Source organism: Corynebacterium sp. HMSC06C06, assembly GCF_001807295.1.
GTDB classification, from domain to species: Bacteria; Actinomycetota; Actinomycetes; order Mycobacteriales; family Mycobacteriaceae; genus Corynebacterium; species Corynebacterium striatum.
On record NZ_KV788498.1, the window covers coordinates 121,899 to 139,926 of the forward strand.

General features: G+C 61.2%; 13 protein-coding genes. 5 read left to right on the forward strand and 8 right to left on the reverse strand.

Annotated features, from left to right (window positions below; all coding sequences use genetic code 11):
- Positions 1-190 precede the first annotated feature (190 nt).
- The 4 genes from HMPREF3153_RS08265 to dnaK all read right to left on the reverse strand — a co-directional run bounded on the left by HMPREF3153_RS08265 (position 191) and on the right by dnaK (position 4,657).
- A complete protein-coding gene (locus HMPREF3153_RS08265) occupies positions 191-616 on the reverse strand; it encodes a heat shock protein transcriptional repressor HspR (protein ID WP_070420548.1) in 426 nt (141 codons plus the stop codon).
- Between the two features lie 11 nt (positions 617-627).
- A complete protein-coding gene (gene dnaJ / locus HMPREF3153_RS08270; protein WP_046646115.1) occupies positions 628-1,857 on the reverse strand; it encodes a molecular chaperone DnaJ in 1,230 nt (409 codons plus the stop codon).
- Positions 1,858-2,054: 197 nt separating this feature from the next.
- The gene (grpE, locus tag HMPREF3153_RS08275; protein ID WP_049062295.1) at positions 2,055-2,813 is read right to left on the reverse strand and encodes a nucleotide exchange factor GrpE; all 759 of its coding nucleotides are present in this window, start codon (positions 2,811-2,813) and stop codon (positions 2,055-2,057) included.
- Positions 2,813-4,657, reverse strand: a complete 1,845-nt coding sequence (dnaK, locus tag HMPREF3153_RS08280) for a molecular chaperone DnaK (RefSeq protein WP_005529726.1) — start codon at positions 4,655-4,657, stop codon at positions 2,813-2,815. The genes grpE and dnaK overlap by 1 nt, the downstream gene beginning before the upstream one ends.
- Positions 4,658-5,401: 744 nt before the next feature.
- On the opposite strand from dnaK, the gene HMPREF3153_RS08285 reads away from it, so the two are divergent.
- Complete coding sequence (locus HMPREF3153_RS08285; protein WP_070420549.1) at positions 5,402-8,884, forward strand: proline dehydrogenase family protein; 3,483 nt, start codon at positions 5,402-5,404, stop codon at positions 8,882-8,884.
- Between the two features lie 106 nt (positions 8,885-8,990).
- The gene (locus HMPREF3153_RS08290; RefSeq protein WP_246817178.1) at positions 8,991-10,424 is read left to right on the forward strand and encodes an AI-2E family transporter; all 1,434 of its coding nucleotides are present in this window, start codon (positions 8,991-8,993) and stop codon (positions 10,422-10,424) included.
- 166 nt (positions 10,425-10,590) lie between these two features.
- Here the strand turns inward: HMPREF3153_RS08290 and HMPREF3153_RS08295 are convergent, their stop codons facing one another.
- The 4 genes from HMPREF3153_RS08295 to HMPREF3153_RS08310 are packed head-to-tail and all read right to left on the reverse strand — an operon-like array spanning position 10,591 to position 14,200.
- On the reverse strand, positions 10,591-11,187 hold the full coding sequence (locus HMPREF3153_RS08295; RefSeq protein WP_070420551.1) for a nucleosidase: 597 nt from the start codon (positions 11,185-11,187) through the stop codon (positions 10,591-10,593).
- 33 nt (positions 11,188-11,220) lie between these two features.
- Positions 11,221-12,510 carry a sulfate adenylyltransferase subunit 1 gene (locus HMPREF3153_RS08300; RefSeq protein ID WP_070420552.1) on the reverse strand — a complete coding sequence of 430 codons (1,290 nt, stop codon included), beginning with the start codon at positions 12,508-12,510 and terminating at the stop codon, positions 11,221-11,223.
- Positions 12,510-13,418: a sulfate adenylyltransferase subunit CysD gene (gene cysD, locus HMPREF3153_RS08305; protein ID WP_070420553.1), complete on the reverse strand. Its 909-nt coding sequence runs from the start codon at positions 13,416-13,418 to the stop codon at positions 12,510-12,512. The genes HMPREF3153_RS08300 and cysD overlap by 1 nt, the downstream gene beginning before the upstream one ends.
- Positions 13,415-14,200: a phosphoadenylyl-sulfate reductase gene (locus HMPREF3153_RS08310; protein ID WP_070420554.1), complete on the reverse strand. Its 786-nt coding sequence runs from the start codon at positions 14,198-14,200 to the stop codon at positions 13,415-13,417. Before HMPREF3153_RS08310 ends, cysD begins: the two co-directional genes overlap by 4 nt.
- A gap of 172 nt (positions 14,201-14,372) precedes the next feature.
- Between HMPREF3153_RS08310 and HMPREF3153_RS08315 the strand changes: the two genes are divergently transcribed.
- The 3 genes from HMPREF3153_RS08315 to HMPREF3153_RS08325 all read left to right on the forward strand — a co-directional run bounded on the left by HMPREF3153_RS08315 (position 14,373) and on the right by HMPREF3153_RS08325 (position 17,873).
- Positions 14,373-14,795, forward strand: coding sequence for a hypothetical protein (locus HMPREF3153_RS08315; protein WP_046646120.1), 423 nt, complete (start codon positions 14,373-14,375; stop codon positions 14,793-14,795).
- Positions 14,796-14,897: 102 nt separating this feature from the next.
- On the forward strand, positions 14,898-15,149 hold the full coding sequence (locus HMPREF3153_RS12870; RefSeq protein ID WP_210385568.1) for a hypothetical protein: 252 nt from the start codon (positions 14,898-14,900) through the stop codon (positions 15,147-15,149).
- A gap of 111 nt (positions 15,150-15,260) precedes the next feature.
- The gene (locus tag HMPREF3153_RS08325; RefSeq protein WP_070420556.1) at positions 15,261-17,873 is read left to right on the forward strand and encodes a (Fe-S)-binding protein; all 2,613 of its coding nucleotides are present in this window, start codon (positions 15,261-15,263) and stop codon (positions 17,871-17,873) included.
- Positions 17,874-18,028: the final 155 nt, after the last annotated feature.

Here is an 18,028-nt window from a genome sequence, read left to right on the forward strand (position 1 = left end):
GTCACTCCTGTTGGATAATGTGTGACATCCCACAATTTCTGGCTGCCATCATAACAAGCTTTGCAAAATGTTGTTGTTTCCTTGCCTCAAACCTTCACAACGGGGTTAATGAGCTGCCATCCTGGTTCTACTGAATACAGAAAAACCCCGGTACCCGGATTTATATCCAATCCAGATAGCGGGGGTAGTTCTAATCGTTTCCTGCTTCGCTTCGGCGACGGTTTCGCCGCGGAGTCCACATCACAACTGAGGTGGACCGCGGAACGTGCACAAGTTCGCCGCGCGGTTGGCGCATGCCTGCCTGCTCGCGCAGTTGCTGCACCTCGGCGAGCAAAGCATCGCGCTCGGCCTCCAGCTGGTCGCGCTCCTCGGTGAGCTCGATAATCGACTTGATACCTGCCAAGTTCACGCCTTCGTCATGCGAGAGGGCCTGAATCTTGCGCAGCAACTCGATGTCCCGGTCCGAGTAACGGCGTCCACCGCCCTGGGTACGAGCGGGCGAAACGAGCCCGATGCGGTCATAGGTGCGCAGGGTTTGTGCATGCATACCGGAGAGCTCGGCGGCAACGGAAATCACGTAGACCGCCTTGGTGCCTGCCTGATTTTCCTTGCTCATCGTTGCCTCCTTTAAGCGCTGCCCGCGGCACTACCGTGGGAGACGTTGCCCTCCCAGCCAGCGCGCGGATCGAAGCCCGAGTCCCGTTCAGCCTGCGCGTAAGTGCGCAAAGCGCTGGTTGCTGCGCCATCGAGATTCGTTGGCACGGTCACTTGGACCGTAACTAGAAGGTCACCGGACTTGCCGCCACGCTTGGCGACGCCGCGGTTGCGCACGCGCAACGTACGTCTGTCTGAGGTGCCCGCGGGAACCTTGACACGGACCGGGGAATCGAGGGTCGGCACGGTAATGGTGTCGCCCAACGCCAGTTCGGCGAAGGATACCGGCACGGTGACGTGCAGGTCGTCGCCCTCCCGCGTGAAGACCTTGTCCGGCTTTACTTTGACGGCGACGAAGAGGTCGCCGGCCGGTGTGCCGTTGGGGCCAGCCTCACCCTGCCCCGCCAACCGGACCTTCTGGCCATCAATGACGCCAGCAGGGATGCGGACGGTAATCGAACGGGTTCGATGGACCGTACCAGAGCCGTTGCAGTCAGTGCAGGGGTCCTCGATCTTCTGGCCCGTACCACCACACTCCGTGCATGGCGCGGAGAAGGCGAAGGCCCCGCGGTTTTCAGAGGAAAATCCGGTGCCCTTGCAGTTCTTGCACTGCGAGGTCTTACCGGACTTAGAACCGGAACCGTGACAGGTGGTGCACGGAGCCTCACCCGTGAGTTGCAGAGGAATCGTGGTGCCCTTTGCGGCCTCGCGGAACTCGAGGGTTATTTCCGTTTCGACGTCGGCCCCCCGCGACGGCCGAGCTGTGTGGCCAGCACTACCGCCGCGGTTGAAAACGCCACCGAAGATATCCCCAAAACCGCCGCCTTGAGACGCTCCTCCAGACGATCGTCCTCCGAAGATGTCGGAGAGGTCGAATTCTTCCGCCGCTCCTTGACCCATGTGCGAAGATCGAAACCCGCCGGGAAAGCCGGCGCCTCCCATCCGTCCAAACCCACCGCCGCTGCGGACCATGGCCTTAAACTGGTCGTATTCCTTGCGCGTCGTGGCGTCGGAAAGCACGTCATAGGCTTCGGCAACACGCTTAAATTTCTCTGCTGCCGCCGGGTTATCGGGGTTAGTGTCCGGGTGATTCTCACGCGCTAGCTTGCGGTAGCTGCGCTTGATCTCTTCTGCTGACGCGGAAGAGGAGACCCCCAGATCCGCATAGTAATCTTTGTCTGCCCATTCGGGTTTAGCGCTCACTGGGCATCCCCTCCTTTCTTGAAACCACCACTGCGGTGGATTTTAGGGGGCTAGAGCTTCTAAAAAAGTTGTTCTAATTCTATTTAAGTGTTCTAAAAGCGGCCAAGAGTCAGTGCGGCCCCGCGCTCCGGGGCTGCCAGCTTCTGGGCTACTGACTGAAATGGCGCCAAGGTATAAGACCCTGACGCCACCTCACCCTATTCGGAATCAGATTCCGAGTTCGCGGTATCGCTACCGCCCGTACCGTCCGCGGAAGCGTCGGTCGCGCTAGGTGCATCTGCGATGATCACCATCGCGGTGCGCACCAGCTTCTCGCCGACCTTGTAGCCGCGACGAAGGACAGTTCCCACTGCCTGCTCGCCACCGTTAGACAGATCCTGAACGGCTTCGTGGATCTCTGGGTCAAAGGCATCGCCCTCTGCGCCGAAGGCCACGAGGTTGTTCTTATCCAGCACCGCGGTCAGCTTGTCCGCGATTGCCTTCAAAGGACCTGCTTCGAGGTCACCGTGCTGACGTGCGAGTTCTAGGTCATCAAGGATAGGCAGGAATTCTGCCAGGACCTTGGCCTTGGAAGCCTCGATGACAGCTTGACGCTCGCGCTCGGTGCGGCGACGGTAGTTGGTGTACTCCGCGTTCAGACGCTGCAAATCTTCAGTTCGCTCGGCGAGCTGCGCCTCGAGGCCGTTGCCGGTTTCCTCCGCAGCATCGGCGGTGGCATCAGCCTCAGCCTCTGCGGCGGCGTCGTCTTCAGTGACGTCGGCAAGCGCTGCCTCAAGGTCAGCGTCCAAGGTGGGATCGAGTACTGCCTCTTCGGCGGAGTCAGCCTGCGCATCTTGCGCAGCCTGGGCCTCCTGAGCCTCTGCAGCAGCTGCCTCAGCGCGGTCCGCCGAGGTTGCTTCCGGATCGGTGTTATCCGGGTCGCCTGGGTTTTGCGGCATTCCGCTGTCCTGAGTCATTACTTGTCGCCATCCTTGGTCTCGTCTTCGTCGACTACCTCTGCGTCAACAACGTTTGGGTCGGACTCGGCGCCAGCTGCGGCGCCCTCAGCACCGGCCTCAGCAGCCTGTGCCTCGTAGATCTGCTTGCCCATCTCCTGGGAGACGGTGCCCAGCTTCTCCACTGCGGACTTGATTGCCTCGATGTCGTCGCCCTTCAGCGCCTCATCGACGGCGTCGGCAGCCTCGGTGACCTGGGTCTTAACGTCCTCGGAAACCTTGTCGGAATTCTCATCCAGGAACTTGCGAGTCTGGTAGGAGGTGGACTCTGCCTGGTTGCGCAGCTCCTGCTCCTCGCGGCGCTTCTTATCCTCTTCGGCGTGTGCCTCAGCGTCCTTGACCATGCGGTCGATCTCCTCCTGGGACAGGCCGGAACCATCCTGAATCTTGATGGTGTTTTCCTTGCCGGTGCCCTTGTCCTTAGCGGAAACGGAGACGATGCCGTTGGCGTCGATGTCGAAGGTGACCTCGATCTGTGGGACGCCGCGCGGTGCCGGAGCGATGCCGCCGAGTTCGAAGGAGCCGAGCAGCTTGTTAGCGGAAGCCATCTCGCGCTCGCCCTGGAAGACCTGGATCTGAACGGAAGGCTGGTTATCTTCCGCGGTGGTGAAGGTCTCGGACTTCTTGGTCGGAATGGTGGTGTTGCGCTCGATGAGCTTGGTCATCACGCCACCCTTGGTCTCGATGCCGAGGGAAAGCGGGGTGACGTCGAGAAGCAGCACGTCCTTGACCTCGCCGCGCAGAACGCCAGCCTGGAGGGCAGCGCCGACTGCAACGACCTCGTCCGGGTTAACGCCCTTGTTCGGCTCGCGGCCGGTCATTTCCTTGACCAGCTCGGAAACAGCCGGCATACGGGTGGAACCACCAACGAGAACGACGTGGTCAACCTCGGACAGGGACAGGCCTGCGTCCTTGATGACCTGGTTGAACGGAGCCTTAGTGCGGTCCAGCAGATCCTGGGTGATCTTCTGGAACTCGGTGCGGGACAGGGTCTCATCCAGGAAGAGCGGGTTCTTCTCGGAGTCAACAGTGATGTACGGCAGGTTGATGTTTGCGGACTGGGAGGAAGACAGCTCAATCTTTGCCTTCTCAGCAGCCTCACGCAGACGCTGCAGGGCCATCTTGTCCTTGGTCAGGTCGATGCCGTTAGCGGACTTGAACTTCTCAACAAGCCAGTCAACGATGCGCTGATCCCAGTCATCGCCGCCGAGCTGGTTGTCACCAGCGGTTGCCATAACCTCAACGACGCCGTCGCCGATTTCCAGCAGGGAAACGTCGAAGGTGCCGCCGCCCAGGTCGAAGACCAGGATGGTCTGCTCCTGCTCGCCCTTCTCCAGGCCGTAAGCCAGTGCAGCTGCGGTTGGCTCGTTGACGATACGCAGAACGTTCAGGCCTGCAATCTGGCCGGCTTCCTTGGTGGCCTGACGCTGGGAGTCCTCGAAGTATGCGGGGACGGTAATAACTGCGTCGGTAACGTCCTCACCGAGGTATGCCTCAGCGTCGCGCTTCAGCTTCATCAGCGTGCGAGCGGAGATCTCCTGCGGGGTGTACTTCTTGTCATCGATGTCGATGGTCCAGTCGGTGCCGATGTGGCGCTTGACGGAGCGGATGGTGCGGTCAACGTTGGTGACCGCCTGGTTCTTAGCGGACTGGCCGACCAGGATTTCGCCGTTCTTAGCAAAAGCAACGACGGACGGGGTGGTGCGTGCACCTTCAGAGTTAGCAATAACGGTTGCCTCGCCACCTTCCAGAACGGAAACGACCGAGTTGGTGGTACCGAGGTCAATGCCTACTGCGCGTCCCATGATGAATTCTCCTTGCTTGTCTTAGAAGACTGTTTTTAGCTTTAAGTTGATTTGAGGTGACTCAACTTCTCGTTGGCCCTTGCGCCACTGTAACAGAGTTTGCCGTGACAGTTCCAAGAACCTGAGTGCGAGTCACTCAACCTTTACAACGACACCTTTTGCAAACTTGTTCCCGATCGGCTCAACTTTTTTCAATTTTCTACGTTTAGCCTGATAAGACGGTCAAAATTTATTTGGACTATGGCTGGAAAAGAATTCCCTACCCCCTTGATCCCCTCCCCTTGACCAACTTGCCCTTCGACCGCTAATTTTTCGATTAGCGATACCGATTACAGGGTCGCACTTTATTTAATCCAGCTCACTAAGCTAACTCCTTCACACTCCTTTCCTCTTAAGTTCTCGCCTGCCCGAATACGCGAGTTTTCGCAGTTACTGGCGGGACTTTAAAGACGCTGGCAGGCGCTAGCGGAGTGGAAGGACACTTGGTGCGGAAACATTTGGAAAGGACGGTTGCGATGAATCCGAATCATTCTCGTTCCCGTCGCCAGGGTGACCGCCCACCGGTGCATTGTGCGCAGACACTGCGCTAGAGACCGCACTTTCAACTTCTTGAAATTAAGTAATCAAACCGGCTCTGGACGCTTTCCGCGCGCAGAAAGCTTTTGCACACCTGTCTTTAAAAGGCACCGATCTATTTAAAAGCGCGTGGAAGGGCCAGGTATTCACCTGAGGTACACACTGCTTATGACAACTTCTGCACACACCCGCCTTCCTGAATCCGGCGACGTCGAGGCTTGCGTCGACGCAGCCATTACCCGCGCTCATTCCTGGCTGCGTGCCAGCGAAGGCGAACAGGATAAGGGAACCGAGCAGCTGGCACAGCTGCTCCGCGACTCTGAAGGCGTCGCATTCACCATGGACTTCGTCGACCGCGTCATGCGCCCGGAAGACGATAAGGTCGCAGCCAACGCACTGAAGAAGATCACTCAACAATTCGACCCTGCCTTCCTAGGCCTTATCAACGGCACCCTGGTTGGCATGGGTGGTTTCTTTGGCCCCATTTTGCCGAACCTGGTCATGCCGCTGGCACGCCTGCGCATGCGCCAGATGGTAGGCCACCTCGTTTTGGACGCTGAGTCCGAGTCCTTGGACAAGATGCTGGATAAGGCAGCCGAATCCGGTGAGCACCTAAACCTCAACCTGCTGGGAGAGGCGGTTCTGGGCGAGGACGAGGCCCGCGCCCGTGCAAAGCGCACGCTCGACCTGATCAAGAACCCAAAGGTCACCTACGTTTCCGTCAAGGCTTCTTCCATGGTGGCCCAGCTCAACCCATGGGACATCGACGGTTCCGTCGAGCGCCTGAAGGAGCGCTTGCGCCCACTGTATGAAGAGGCCGCCAAGCGCTCTCCTAACGTATTCATCAACCTGGATATGGAGGAGTACCACGACCTCCACCTGACCATCCGCCTGTTTAAAGAACTGCTCTCCGAGCCGGAGTTCAAGAACCTAGAAGCTGGCATCGTCTTGCAGGCTTACCTGCCAGATACCTTCGAGGCCCTGCAGGAAGTAGCGGAGTTTGCCAAGGAGCGCGTGGCAGCCGGCGGTGCCAAGGTCAAGGTCCGCATCGTGAAGGGCGCGAACTTATCCATGGAGCACGTCCAGGGTGAGGTCCACGGCTGGCCGGTTGCTACCTACACCGACAAGGCAGACGTGGATGCGAACTACTACCGCCTGCTGGATTACATCGTGCGCGAAGAGTTCGCCGACTCCGTGCGTATCGGCGTTGCTACCCACAACCTGTTCACCGCTGCTTTGGGCTACGAGCTCGGCAACGCCCGCGGCGTGCTGCACATGCTCGACTCCGAGATGCTGCAGGGCATGTCCCCGGCACAGCAGGCTGCAGTCCGCGAAGTCTACGAGGGCCGCCAGATCCTCTACACCCCGGTCGTCCACGCAGAGGACTTCGACGTCGCCGTGTCTTACCTAGTCCGCCGCTTGGAGGAGAACTCCGCCAGCCAGAACTTCCTCTACGCGCTGTTCGCGCCGGATGAACCGGACCGCGATTCCTCTGGCAACAAGCGTCCTGGCACCCCGATTGAACAGCAGGAAGCTCACTTCCGTGCCGCAGTAGAAAACCGCTGGGAGACCTTTGCCGGTCCAGAGCGCACCCAGAACCGCATCGAAGAAGAGGCTGCGGGTGAAGGCCGCCAGGCCCCACGCGGCGGCCGCTTCACCAACGAGCCAGACACCGACCCAGCCCTGGAAGCCAACCGCGAGTGGGCGCATAAGCTGCTGGGCCAGGACCCAGGCCACCACGGCATCGACGAGGTCACTGATCCGGAAGCCGTGAACGCGGCAGTTGCCACTGCCTCTTCGCTTGCCGACGCATGGGGCGCTAAGTCCGGCGCAGAGCGCGCTGCTGTCCTCGAGACCGTGGCAGACAAACTGGCGGATAACCGCTCCCGCCTCATCAACGTCGCAGCCTACGAGGCCAACAAGACCATCACGCAGACCGACCCAGAAATCTCTGAGGCCATCGACTTCGCGGTCTACTACGCACATTCTGCTCGCCTGCTCGATGAGGCGCGCTCGAAGTTCACCCCGAACCGCGTCACCGTGGTCACCCCACCGTGGAACTTCCCCATTGCCATTCCGGTAGGCGGCATGCTCTCCGCCCTAGCTGCGGGTTCCGCAGTCATCATCAAGCCGGCGCCACAGGTTGTCCACTGCGCCAAGGTGGCAGTCGAGTGCGTACACGCTGCGTTGGAGGAGCACGGCCTCGACCGCAACCTCGTCCAGCTCATACTCACCGATGAGGGCGAAGCAGGCAAGGCTCTCATCTCCCACGAGGATGTCGACGCCGTAATCCTGACCGGCGCGTCCGATACCGGCAAGCTCTTCCGCTCCTGGCGTCCAGAGATGAACCTGATGGCGGAGACCTCCGGTAAGAACGCGCTCATCATCACCCCGGCTGCAGACCCTGACCTGGCTATTGCGGATCTTTATCTCTCCGCATTCGGCCACTCTGGCCAGAAGTGCTCGGCTTCCTCCCTGGTCATCTTCGTCGGTGCAGCCGGCACCTCCGAGCGTCTGCGCGGCCAGCTTCTCGACGCCGTGCGCACTCTCAAGGTAGGCCCAGGCTATGACATCACCACCACGATGAACGGCCTGGCCGAGGCACCAAGCGAGAAGCTGCTGCGCGGCCTTACCCAGCTGGAGCCGGGCGAGAGCTGGCTGCTCAAGCCGGAAAAGCTCAACGAGGAAGGCACCCTGTGGTCCCCAGGCATCCGCGATGGTGTGAAGCCGGGCTCCTGGTTCCACCTCAACGAGTGCTTCGGCCCAGTGCTCGGCATCATGCACGCCGAGACCCTCGAGCAAGCCATCGAGTGGCAGAACTCCACCGGCTACGGCCTGACCGGCGGCATCCACTCCCTCGACGACGATGAGATCCAGTACTGGATCGACAACGTCGAGGTTGGCAACGCCTACGTCAACCGCGGGATTACCGGCGCAATTGTCCAGCGTCAGTCCTTCGGCGGCTGGAAGAAGTCCGTCATGGGCCCAGGCGCCAAGGCAGGCGGCCCGAACTACGTCCCGCAGATGGGCACCTGGGCAGACGGCGAGCTGCGCCCACGCGAGGTCGACGTCCCAGCGGCGGTAGCCAACGAGCTGCGTAACCTGGCAAGCCGCGCCGCGCTTTCCGACGCCGACGTCGAATGGCTCTGGCGCGCCGCCGAGCTCGACCAGCTGGCCTGGATGGAAGAGTTTGGTCGCGACCATGACCGCACCGGCCTGATTTCGGAGGCGAACATCTTCCGCTATGTGCCGCTGCTGGACAAGCTGCACGTGCGCATCGGCGAAGGCTTCGCACTGCGCGACGTCATCCGCCAGGTGCTCGCCGCCGCGGTCACCGGAACCAAAGTGGAGTTCTCCGCTACCCCGGCCGTCACAGAGCAGCTCGCGGTGCTGGGCATCGAGGTGCGCCAGCTTTCCGATGCCGCCTTCGCATCCGAGCTCTCCCGCACCGAGTCTGCCCGTGTACGCACGCTCGGTGAGGTCGCGGACACCACTCGCGAGGCAGCCGTGGAGTCCAACGCCGTCATTCTTGACCGGCCAGTTGTGGCCGACGGCCGTCGGGAGCTGCTGCCTTACCTCCTGGAGCAGGCCGTATCGGTGACCATGCACCGCTTCGGCATCATCCGCTCCGTCGCCGGCATCGAGCGCTAACCCAGCGCCCAGCGCTACCAGCAGCCAACCGTGGCTGCGTGGCAATCGCCCGTCTCCTGCAGTTATAGGAGACAGGCAGATGCATTTATATGGCAAGATAGGTCAGGTGAATTCCAAAGATACATCTGCCTCATCTGCCAAAGACCCCGTGGCAGTCCCACAGGGCGCGGAACATGCCGAGCACCGGCTACAGCAGCCGATCGTCAGCGATGACGCCGAGGGCGTGGGCTCCGATGCGCCGAAGCCGATTCGCGAGGACCTGAAGACGGAGGTCTTAGCAAAAGATTTCCGCACGCTGGCAAAGGCCTCTGGCCGCCTTATCCTCATCATCGCGGCTGCGGCCATTGCTGGTTACCTGCTGAAATTCCTGTGGACCGGCCTCCTGCCAGTCATCCTGGCCATCTTGGTCACCACGGTCCTCTACCCTGTGACCGCCTGGATGCGCACGAAGTTGCACTTCCCCGGCGCGCTGGCCGCAGCCACGACTCTGCTGGGCTTCTTCGCCATCGTCACCGGCATCTTCGCCGCAATGGCGCCGACCGTGAAAAGCCAGAGCCAGGACTTAATCCAACAGGCCCAAGGCGGCATCTCTGAGCTCATCAAGCTCGGCAAGAAGCTCCCTGTCGATATTGACGAGGCCAAGGTTCAGCAACTCATCGATGATGTAACCAACGCGGTTAAGGGCCAAGCCTCCAACATCGCCACCGGCGTCATGAGCGGCTTCTCCACGGTCAGTTCCATCGTGGTGACCGTCGTCATCATGCTCTTCCTGACCTTCTTCTTTATTAAGGAAGGCGAGAAGTTCCTACCGTGGATGCGCAAGTACACCGGATTCCCAGCCGGTTGGCACATGACTGAGCTGTGCAACCGCATTTGGAAGACGCTCTCGGGCTACATCCAGGCTCAGGCCACCGTCGCGCTTGTCGACGCCGTTCTCATCGGCCTCGGCCTCATGGTCCTGCAGGTACCGCTGGCATTCGTCATCGGTGTCGTGACTTTCTTCGCGAGCTTCATTCCGCTGGTCGGTGCGATTACCGCCGGCGCCCTCGCCGTTATCGTGGCCCTGGTTTCCCACGGCCTGACAACCGCACTGCTTGCCCTACTCGTGGTCGTTGCAGTCCAGCAGATTGAGGGCAATGTCCTACAGCCGATCTTGCAGTCCAAGGCTATGGGCCTGCACGCTGCGGTCATCCTTCTGTCTGTCACGGTGGGCTCTGCGCTGGCTGGCATTGTCGGCGCATTCCTCGCGGTGCCGGTGGCGGCGACCATTGGTGTCATCTTCCGTTACCAGGCACTGGTTACCTCCATTCGCGCTGGTGAGGTTGACCCGAACGAGGCGGAGATTGTCACCGGCGCCCCGAATCCGAAGCGTAAGGCCCGCCTGCAGAAGCAGAAGGAAGACGCCGAGGCCCACATCGATGCTTCCGGCAACAGCCTAGAGCTCGACGCCGCCCGCTCCGTGGAGAAACTCGACCCGGATTCCCCACGCGCCAAGGTCCGCGAGCTCTACAACATGATTGCGCCGCGCCCTTCGGCATAGCCCTCTTCGCGGACCCGCTCTCCAAATGGTGAGGTCACCCCGCAACTCCTGCGGCTACAGTTATCTGCTGGGACGCAAGTTGCGTGACCTCACCATCTGTTCCTCACCATTTGGGCTCGGCCCATCTAAGACTGGGCCAAATTGCGCCGACCCCAATTCCGCCGAGCTAGGCGCGCGGTAGAAAGCCCAATTCCCGCACAGCATCCGCTAGCTCATGTGCAGCTCGGGGAAGCGCATCATCCCAGGCGCCAACGGAGGACTCGTTGGCTGGGTCAGATACTTGCTTCAACAGGGTGACTGGTACGCCAAATCGCTGACACACTGCTGCGATGGCGTAGCCCTCCATGTCACAAAGTCCAGAGTCGACAGCCAAGCGGTCACGAGTAGTAGTGTCGGAAACAAACATGTCACCAGTGGCCAGTCCCTGAACCGGGAACTTGCTACTCGTGGGAAGCTCAATTACCTCAGGCAGCAGGTAGCGGGAGATATCGCTTAGCACTTTGAGCTGGAAATCGTGTTTGACCACGCGGTCAACCTCATAGACCCCATCCAGGCCATCGCGCAGCGCGCCCACCGTGCCGATGTTGACCACGCGCTCCGGCAAAGTACCCTCCTCACGCGCGACGGTGAGGTACTCAGTGAGCGAAATTGCCGCAGGCAGAGTACCAATCCCCGTAACGAGTAAAGGCGTACCTTCCGGAAGAGCGGCTGCTTCTTTATCGACGGCAGCAACAAACAAAATGCGGGCGCTGTAATCAATCACATTAAAGAACTCTACCGTTACACCAGTAAAACCCTAGCCACGCAGGCGCTTGCCCACGAAGCCCGCGGCCAGAGTGTTGCCATTGGCCTGGTCGATGAGCAAGAAGTTACCCACCGCGCCGCGCGCCGCGTAGTCCTCAACAGGCAGCTCAGCCTGCGTTTGCACGGTGATGTACGCGATGTCGTTGAGGCTCGCCTTCTCCGGCGCCTCATCGTCAGCCACACCATCCAAGTCCAGGATGCGGTCTACCGATGCCACGCGGGCCTTGACCAGCGAGGTTCCATAGCGCAGCCTGAGCATCTGCCCCGGCGTGATGTCCTTTTCCGTGAGCACCACCGCAGTCGCAGCGAACTCACGGGCATCGACTGGGCGGGCGCTGCCTGCCAGCAGATCCCCACGGGTTAGGTCAATTTCATCGGCCAAACGCAGCACCACCGAATCACCGGCGGTCGCGCGCTCCTCGGGGCCAAGTTCGCCGTCGGTGGTGTCGATGTGAGTGACCGTTGTCGTCCGACCATGCGGCGCGGTCACCTCGTCACCGACCGCAACCGTGCCCGCCTTGATGCGTCCCGCGTAGCCGCGGTAGTCCGAGGCATGCTCGCGAATCACGTGCTGAATGGGGAAACGGAAGTCGAGCTCCTCCGCGCGGCCACCGGTGACGGGGATGGACTCAAGGACCTCCAGCACCGTGGGACCGGTGTACCAGTCCATAGTGGTGGACGGCTCGACAACGTTATCGCCCTTGAGCGCGGAGATGGGCACGACAGTGGAGTCGGTGATGCCCAGGCGATTGGCGATGGAGTGGAAGTCCTCCTCAATGGCGCGGAAGGTCGCCTCGTCATAGTCGACCAAGTCGATCTTGTTCACGGCGAGGATGACGTGGCGCACGCCCAGGAGTGCCGCGACGTTGAGATGGCGACGCGTCTGCTCGACGACGCCGTGGCGGGCGTCGATAAGCAGCACCACTGCCTGGGAGGTGGACATGCCGGTGACCGTGTTGCGCGTGTACTGCACATGGCCCGGGGTATCCGCCAAGATGAAGGTGCGCTTGTCCGTCGCAAAGTAGCGGTAGGCCACATCGATCGTGATGCCCTGCTCGCGCTCAGCACGCAGGCCATCGACAAGCAAGCTCAAATCCATGCCGTCGAAACCGCGGTCCGCCGAGGAGCGTTCCATGGATTCTACCTGGTCCGCCAGCACAGACTTGGTGTCATAAAGAAGGCGGCCAACGAAGGTGGACTTACCGTCGTCCACGGAACCCGCAGTGCACAGGCGCAGTGTCTCGCGGGTGGTGAGGCGTTCGACGAGTGAAGAATTAGTCATCAGAAGTAGCCTTCCTTCTTGCGGTCTTCCATGGCGGATTCAGAAAGTTTGTCATCCGCGCGGGTCGCGCCGCGCTCGGACAGGGTGGAAACGGAAATCTCCGCCAGGATTTCCTCCGGGGTCGAGGCCGTGGATTCAACGGCGCCAGTGCAGGACATATCGCCCACGGTGCGATAGCGCACGGTCTTCTTTTTAAGCTCCTCGCCCTCGCGCGGGCCACCCCACTCGCCTGGGCACAGCCACATGCCATTGCGATTGAACAGCTCGCGTTCGTGGGAGTAATAGATGGAAGGAAGCTGCAGCTCGCGTGCGCCGATGTACTCCCAGACATCGGACTCGGTCCAGTTGGAGATTGGGAAAACGCGCACGTTCTCACCCGCCATCTTGCCGCCGTTGTAGAGATCCCACAGCTCTGGACGCTGGCGGCGCGGATCCCAGCCGCCAAAGGAATCGCGGATGGAGAAGATGCGTTCCTTCGCGCGTGCCCGCTCCTCGTCACGGCGGGCGCCGCCCAGCACGGCGTCGTACTGGCGCTGCGCGATGGTTTCAACCAGCGGCACCGACTGCAGCGGATTGCGTGTACCATCAGGGCGTTCCTGCAGCTCGCCGCGGTCAATCCAATCCTGCACCTTAGCCACGTGCAGGCGCGCACCGGTCTCAGCAACCAAGCGGTCACGGAATTCGATGACCTCTGGGAAGTTATGCCCGGTATCAACGTGCAAAAGCTCGAAAGGCACCACCGCCGGCACAAAGGCACGGCGCGCCAATTCGAAGACCACCACGGAATCCTTGCCGCCGGAGAAAAGCAGGCCGACCTTATCGAACTGGCCCGCTACCTCGCGCAGGATGTGGATGGACTCATTTTCCAAGTCCTTTAAGTGGGGCGAAAGTGTGTTCTTCTGTGTCATTCGTGCAACCCGCATTCTGTCTTGCCGTCTCCAAAAATCCTGCCGGAACGAGCGTCCTCACCCTCACCCACCGGAAAGGTCAAGGGCGCACAGCCGATAGAGCGATAGCCTTTCAGCGTCAAGGGATGGATAATCAGATCATTGTCCGCGATATAGCGATCCGTATCTGCCAAATCCCAGGTAATCATCGGCGAGATCTTTAACCTTCCGTGCTGGTCCAGGCTCAGCGCTGGGGCCGTGGCGCGGTGTTCAGAATCCGCGCGGCGCAGACCGGTCACCCAACCAACGTATGGGTCCATCGCCATGTTCAGCGGTTCCACTTTGCGCATACGGTTATATGCGCTGGTATCACGTGCGTAGAGCCTCGGACCATAGATTTCGTCCTGTTCCTCCGGGCTCAGCAGCGGTTTCACGCGGACTAGGGGGAGGTCCGCATAACGCTCCTCAACCTCGTTGGCGACAGCCAGCGTCTCCGGGAAGTGCCAGCCAGTGTCGATGAAGAGCAGGTCTGCGTCTAGCTGTGCGCGGTGCGCGAGCTCCGCCAGCACCGTGTTTTCCATCGACATCGTCACTGCCAGCCGGCCCGGCGCGTGCTTTGCAGCCCACGCCATGATGTTTTCGGCGGATTCTGCATAGAGCTTGTCCGCCCATTCATCGACAAGGCGCTCGTTTTTCGCGGCAATATCTTGGTTGAGCGGCGCGGTATCGCGCGTGCCTTCCGGGCTAATGCTGGGGTCGCGGTAGGGCTTGTCGCCGTCCAGCAGGTTTAACGATTGAGTCATGCCGACTCACTTTAGGCAAGGCAGCGCATTCGTGCAGCAGAAACTGCGCGCTGAGCACGCGAATAGGCCGATGAGCTTGGGGCAATGCAAGAATAAAAATTGCCAGAACTGAACAGCTCGGACTAGATTATTAGACAAAACAGTCTATAAACAATAAACCAAGGAGGTTTCCATGCAGCGTGTCGCAATCGTCGGCGATGGCCCGGCGGCGCTATCCACAGCTGAAAGGCTCATCGGCGCCGGCATGTGTGTGGACCTCGTCTGCGCCAAGCCCGCCCCCTTCGGCTTGCTCCGTCGCTTCGCCGGCTTAGCCGGTGTCCGCCATGAGGCCGCCGCCAGCCCCTGCCCCGCCGGAACCGCCCCGCGCCTACGCCTTTTCGGCAACGTGCGCGTGGGCGAAGGCCGCGAAGCGGACATCACCGCCCGCGAGCTCAGCCAGTTGGCCGCACACGGTGACCGCCGCCTTCTACCTCTCGAGCTTGCCGCCCGCGGCGTGGCCTTTACCTCTTGGGAAGGGCTATGCCAGCCCACCGAGCAACCCGAAGACTGGGCCACCGTCACCCGCCGCGCGCAACTTGCGCCAGTCTGCTTTTAGCGACCAAACGTGATTCAGCCGATATCACCTGTACGCGGCTAGTCACATTCTTCGCATTCGCATTCTGGTCTCTCGCTCAACGCTGACATTATCGACAACGGCGTGTCCAAGGTGGACATTGACTACATCTGGCACACCGGCGGCATCGTCATGACGGCGCGCGAGGATGCCGGACTGTCCTGGTTGGTCTGGGTCTCCGTGGCGGTTCTCCTCGGCGTGGTCACCGCCGCGAACGTACGTCAGGCCCTGCACGAGAGCCCGCTGCTTGCCGACGCCACGATGGTGGCCGTCGCCCAGCGTGTGTCCTCCATCATGGACGCCGACCAAATCCTAGTCATGGCAGCGCCGCGCTAAGAACTCAGCCGCGCTCGGCTCGAAAACCGCGATGAATACCAACTCCCATCTTTGCGCGCCCACCGTTTAGGCTGTTTATATCTGCGCGCAACTTTATAAGGAGTCCGTGAAATGACAGCCGTCTTCGGTTGGCTAGCCATCCTCGTTTCGATCCCCGTGTGGGGCTACTTTGCGTACCGGGCATGGGGCATGTTCGCTTTCATTCGCTCCGGCGGGCCAACCCTGCTGCAGCGTTTCGACCACCTCGGCAAGCGCCTGTGGAGGGTCGTGGTGGAAGTATTCGGTCACACGCACTTCAAGGGCCGCCCCTTCGTCAACGCGGCACACTGGGCAGTCATGGTGGGGTTCCTCTTCGGCATCCTCGTCTGGTTTGAAGCCTATATCCAGACCTTCGCGCCGTCGCGAGGCTGGCCGCTGCTATCGCATTGGTCGGTCTATCACTTCATCGAAGAGGTCCTCGGCATCGCCACCGTTGTGGGCATTAGCTTCCTCATCGGTGTTCGCCTCAAGTATGGACACACCGAGCGCGGCTCCCGTTTCTACAACTCTCAGGCAGGCCCCGCCCGCATCGTCGAGGCCGTAGTCTTCCTGGAGGGGCTTGGAATGCTGCTGGTCAAGGCGTCGAAAATCGCGGCGTTTGGCCACGGCTGCCCGTGGGCGGATTTCCTTTCCATCCACCTGGCCAAGCTGCTTCCCGCCTCGCCGGCGCTGGTGTCCTTCTTCGCGCTGTTCAAGCTGCTTACCGGCCTGATTTTCATCTTCCTGATTTCGCGCCACTTCACCTGGGGCGTCATGTGGCACCGCTTCATGGCGTTTTTCAACATCTTCTTCCAACGCAACGTCAGCGGCGACAAGGCACTCGGCTCCCTTCCGACCCCGGACCTCGAAGAAGACATCGCCCCCGGCAGCTGGAAGATGCTGCTTGATACCACCTCGTGCACCGAGTGCGGCCGCTGCCAGGACCTTTGCCCGGCGTGGAACACCGAGAAGCCGCTGAGCCCGAAGAAGTTCGTGATGGACATGCGCGATGCCGCGGTCGAGAACTACAACCCGCACGAGGGCGTCAACGTGTTGGCTCTGGCAAACGCCATTGACGACGCCGTCCTCTGGTCCTGCACCAACTGCGGCGCCTGCGTGGACCAGTGCCCGACCGATATCGAGCACATCGACCACATCGCTGACCTGCGCCGCTTCAAGGTCTTGGCGGAATCCGACTTCCCCTCTGAGTTGACCGGACTGTTCAAGAACATTGAGACCAAGGGCAACCCGTGGGGCCGCAATAACTCTGAGCGCCGCGCCTGGATCGATGACGCACGTGCCGACGGTATCGAGGTGCCTGTCATCGGCGAGGACGCCACGGACTTTTCCGACATGGAATACCTGTTCTGGGTCGGCTGCGCCGGTGCCTACGACGAACAGGGCCGCAAGACCACCCGCGCCGTGGTGGACCTGCTGCACACGGCGGGCGTGAAGTTCGGCGTGCTTTCTACTGGTGAGACCTGCACCGGCGATCCCGCGCGCCGCGCCGGCAACGAGTTCCTGTTCCAGATGATGGCGCAACAAAACGTTGAGACCCTGAACAACGCTTTCGAAGGCGTTCCGGAAGGCCAGCGCAAGATCATCACCACCTGCCCGCACTGCTTCAACACGCTGCGTAACGAATACCCAGACTTCGATGGGCACTTCGACGTCTTCCACCACACCCAGCTGCTCAACCGCCTAGTGCGTGAGGGCCTGCTCAAGCCGATCCCGCGTACGCCGGAGAACCGCAAGCCTATTACGTATCACGACCCTTGCTTCCTAGGCCGCCACAACAAGGTCTTCGACCCGCCGCGTGAGTTGCTGGAAGCCACTGGCGTTTCCCTCCGAGAGATGGACCGCAACAGCGACGAGGCCTTCTGCTGTGGCGCTGGCGGCGCGCGCATGTTCATGGAGGAAAAGCTCGGCACCCGCATCAACGAGTTCCGCGCGGAGCAGGCCATCGCCACCGGCGCGGAGGAGATCGCCACGGGTTGCCCGTTCTGCAACGTCATGTTCACCGGCGGCGTTAAAGCACTTTCCGACGCCCCCTCCCCCAACGTCTCCGACGTCGCCCTCATGCTGCGCTCGTCCATTGCCGACGCCGACGGCACCTTGCCGCAGCCGCGACCGAAGGCCTTCTTGGGCACGCCTACCCGCCTGCGTGCGCCCGAAAAGCCAGCTGCCCCGGCCTCCCCGGCTTCTCCTGTGTCTCCTGCGTCTCCTGCGTCTCCTGCGTCTCCTGCGTCTTCAGCTGCAACGACCGCCGACCCCGCTGCGCCGACCGAAACAACCGCCAGCGCACCTACCACCAAGGCTGCTGCTCCGGCCGCTCCCGCTCCGGCCGCACCCCCGGCTCCTGCAGCTCCCGCCGCGCCAGCAGCACCAAGCACTCCCCAAGCGCCATCCGCGCCAACAGCTCCTCCTGCACCTGCAGCTCCCGCCGCGCCAGCAGCGCCAGCACCAGCAGCGCCAGCACCAACTCCGCCCGCACCGCCAGCCGCGTCGGGCGCCACACCGCCACCTGCACCTGCAGCACCGAAGGCTCCAACACCGGCGCCGCCAAGTGCACCGGCTGCTCCTGGCACAACTTCACTGCCAAAGGCACCAACTCCGCCAGCAGCACCACAGTTGAGTGCGGATACGCCGCAGCCACCAACTCCGCCTGCACCGCCTGCACCGCCTGCACCGCCGGCCGCTGACTAATTTCGTGAATCTGGAGCAACGACTTCTTTGAATTGCTCCAGATTTTGTATTTTGGGGTGCCGGAAGTGTGTGGACTCTGAGGGCGTTTTTAAAAGTGCACCCCTGGAAAACCAGACCTTGAGCGTGCTGTCAAGGGGTGAATGCGCCACTTCGAC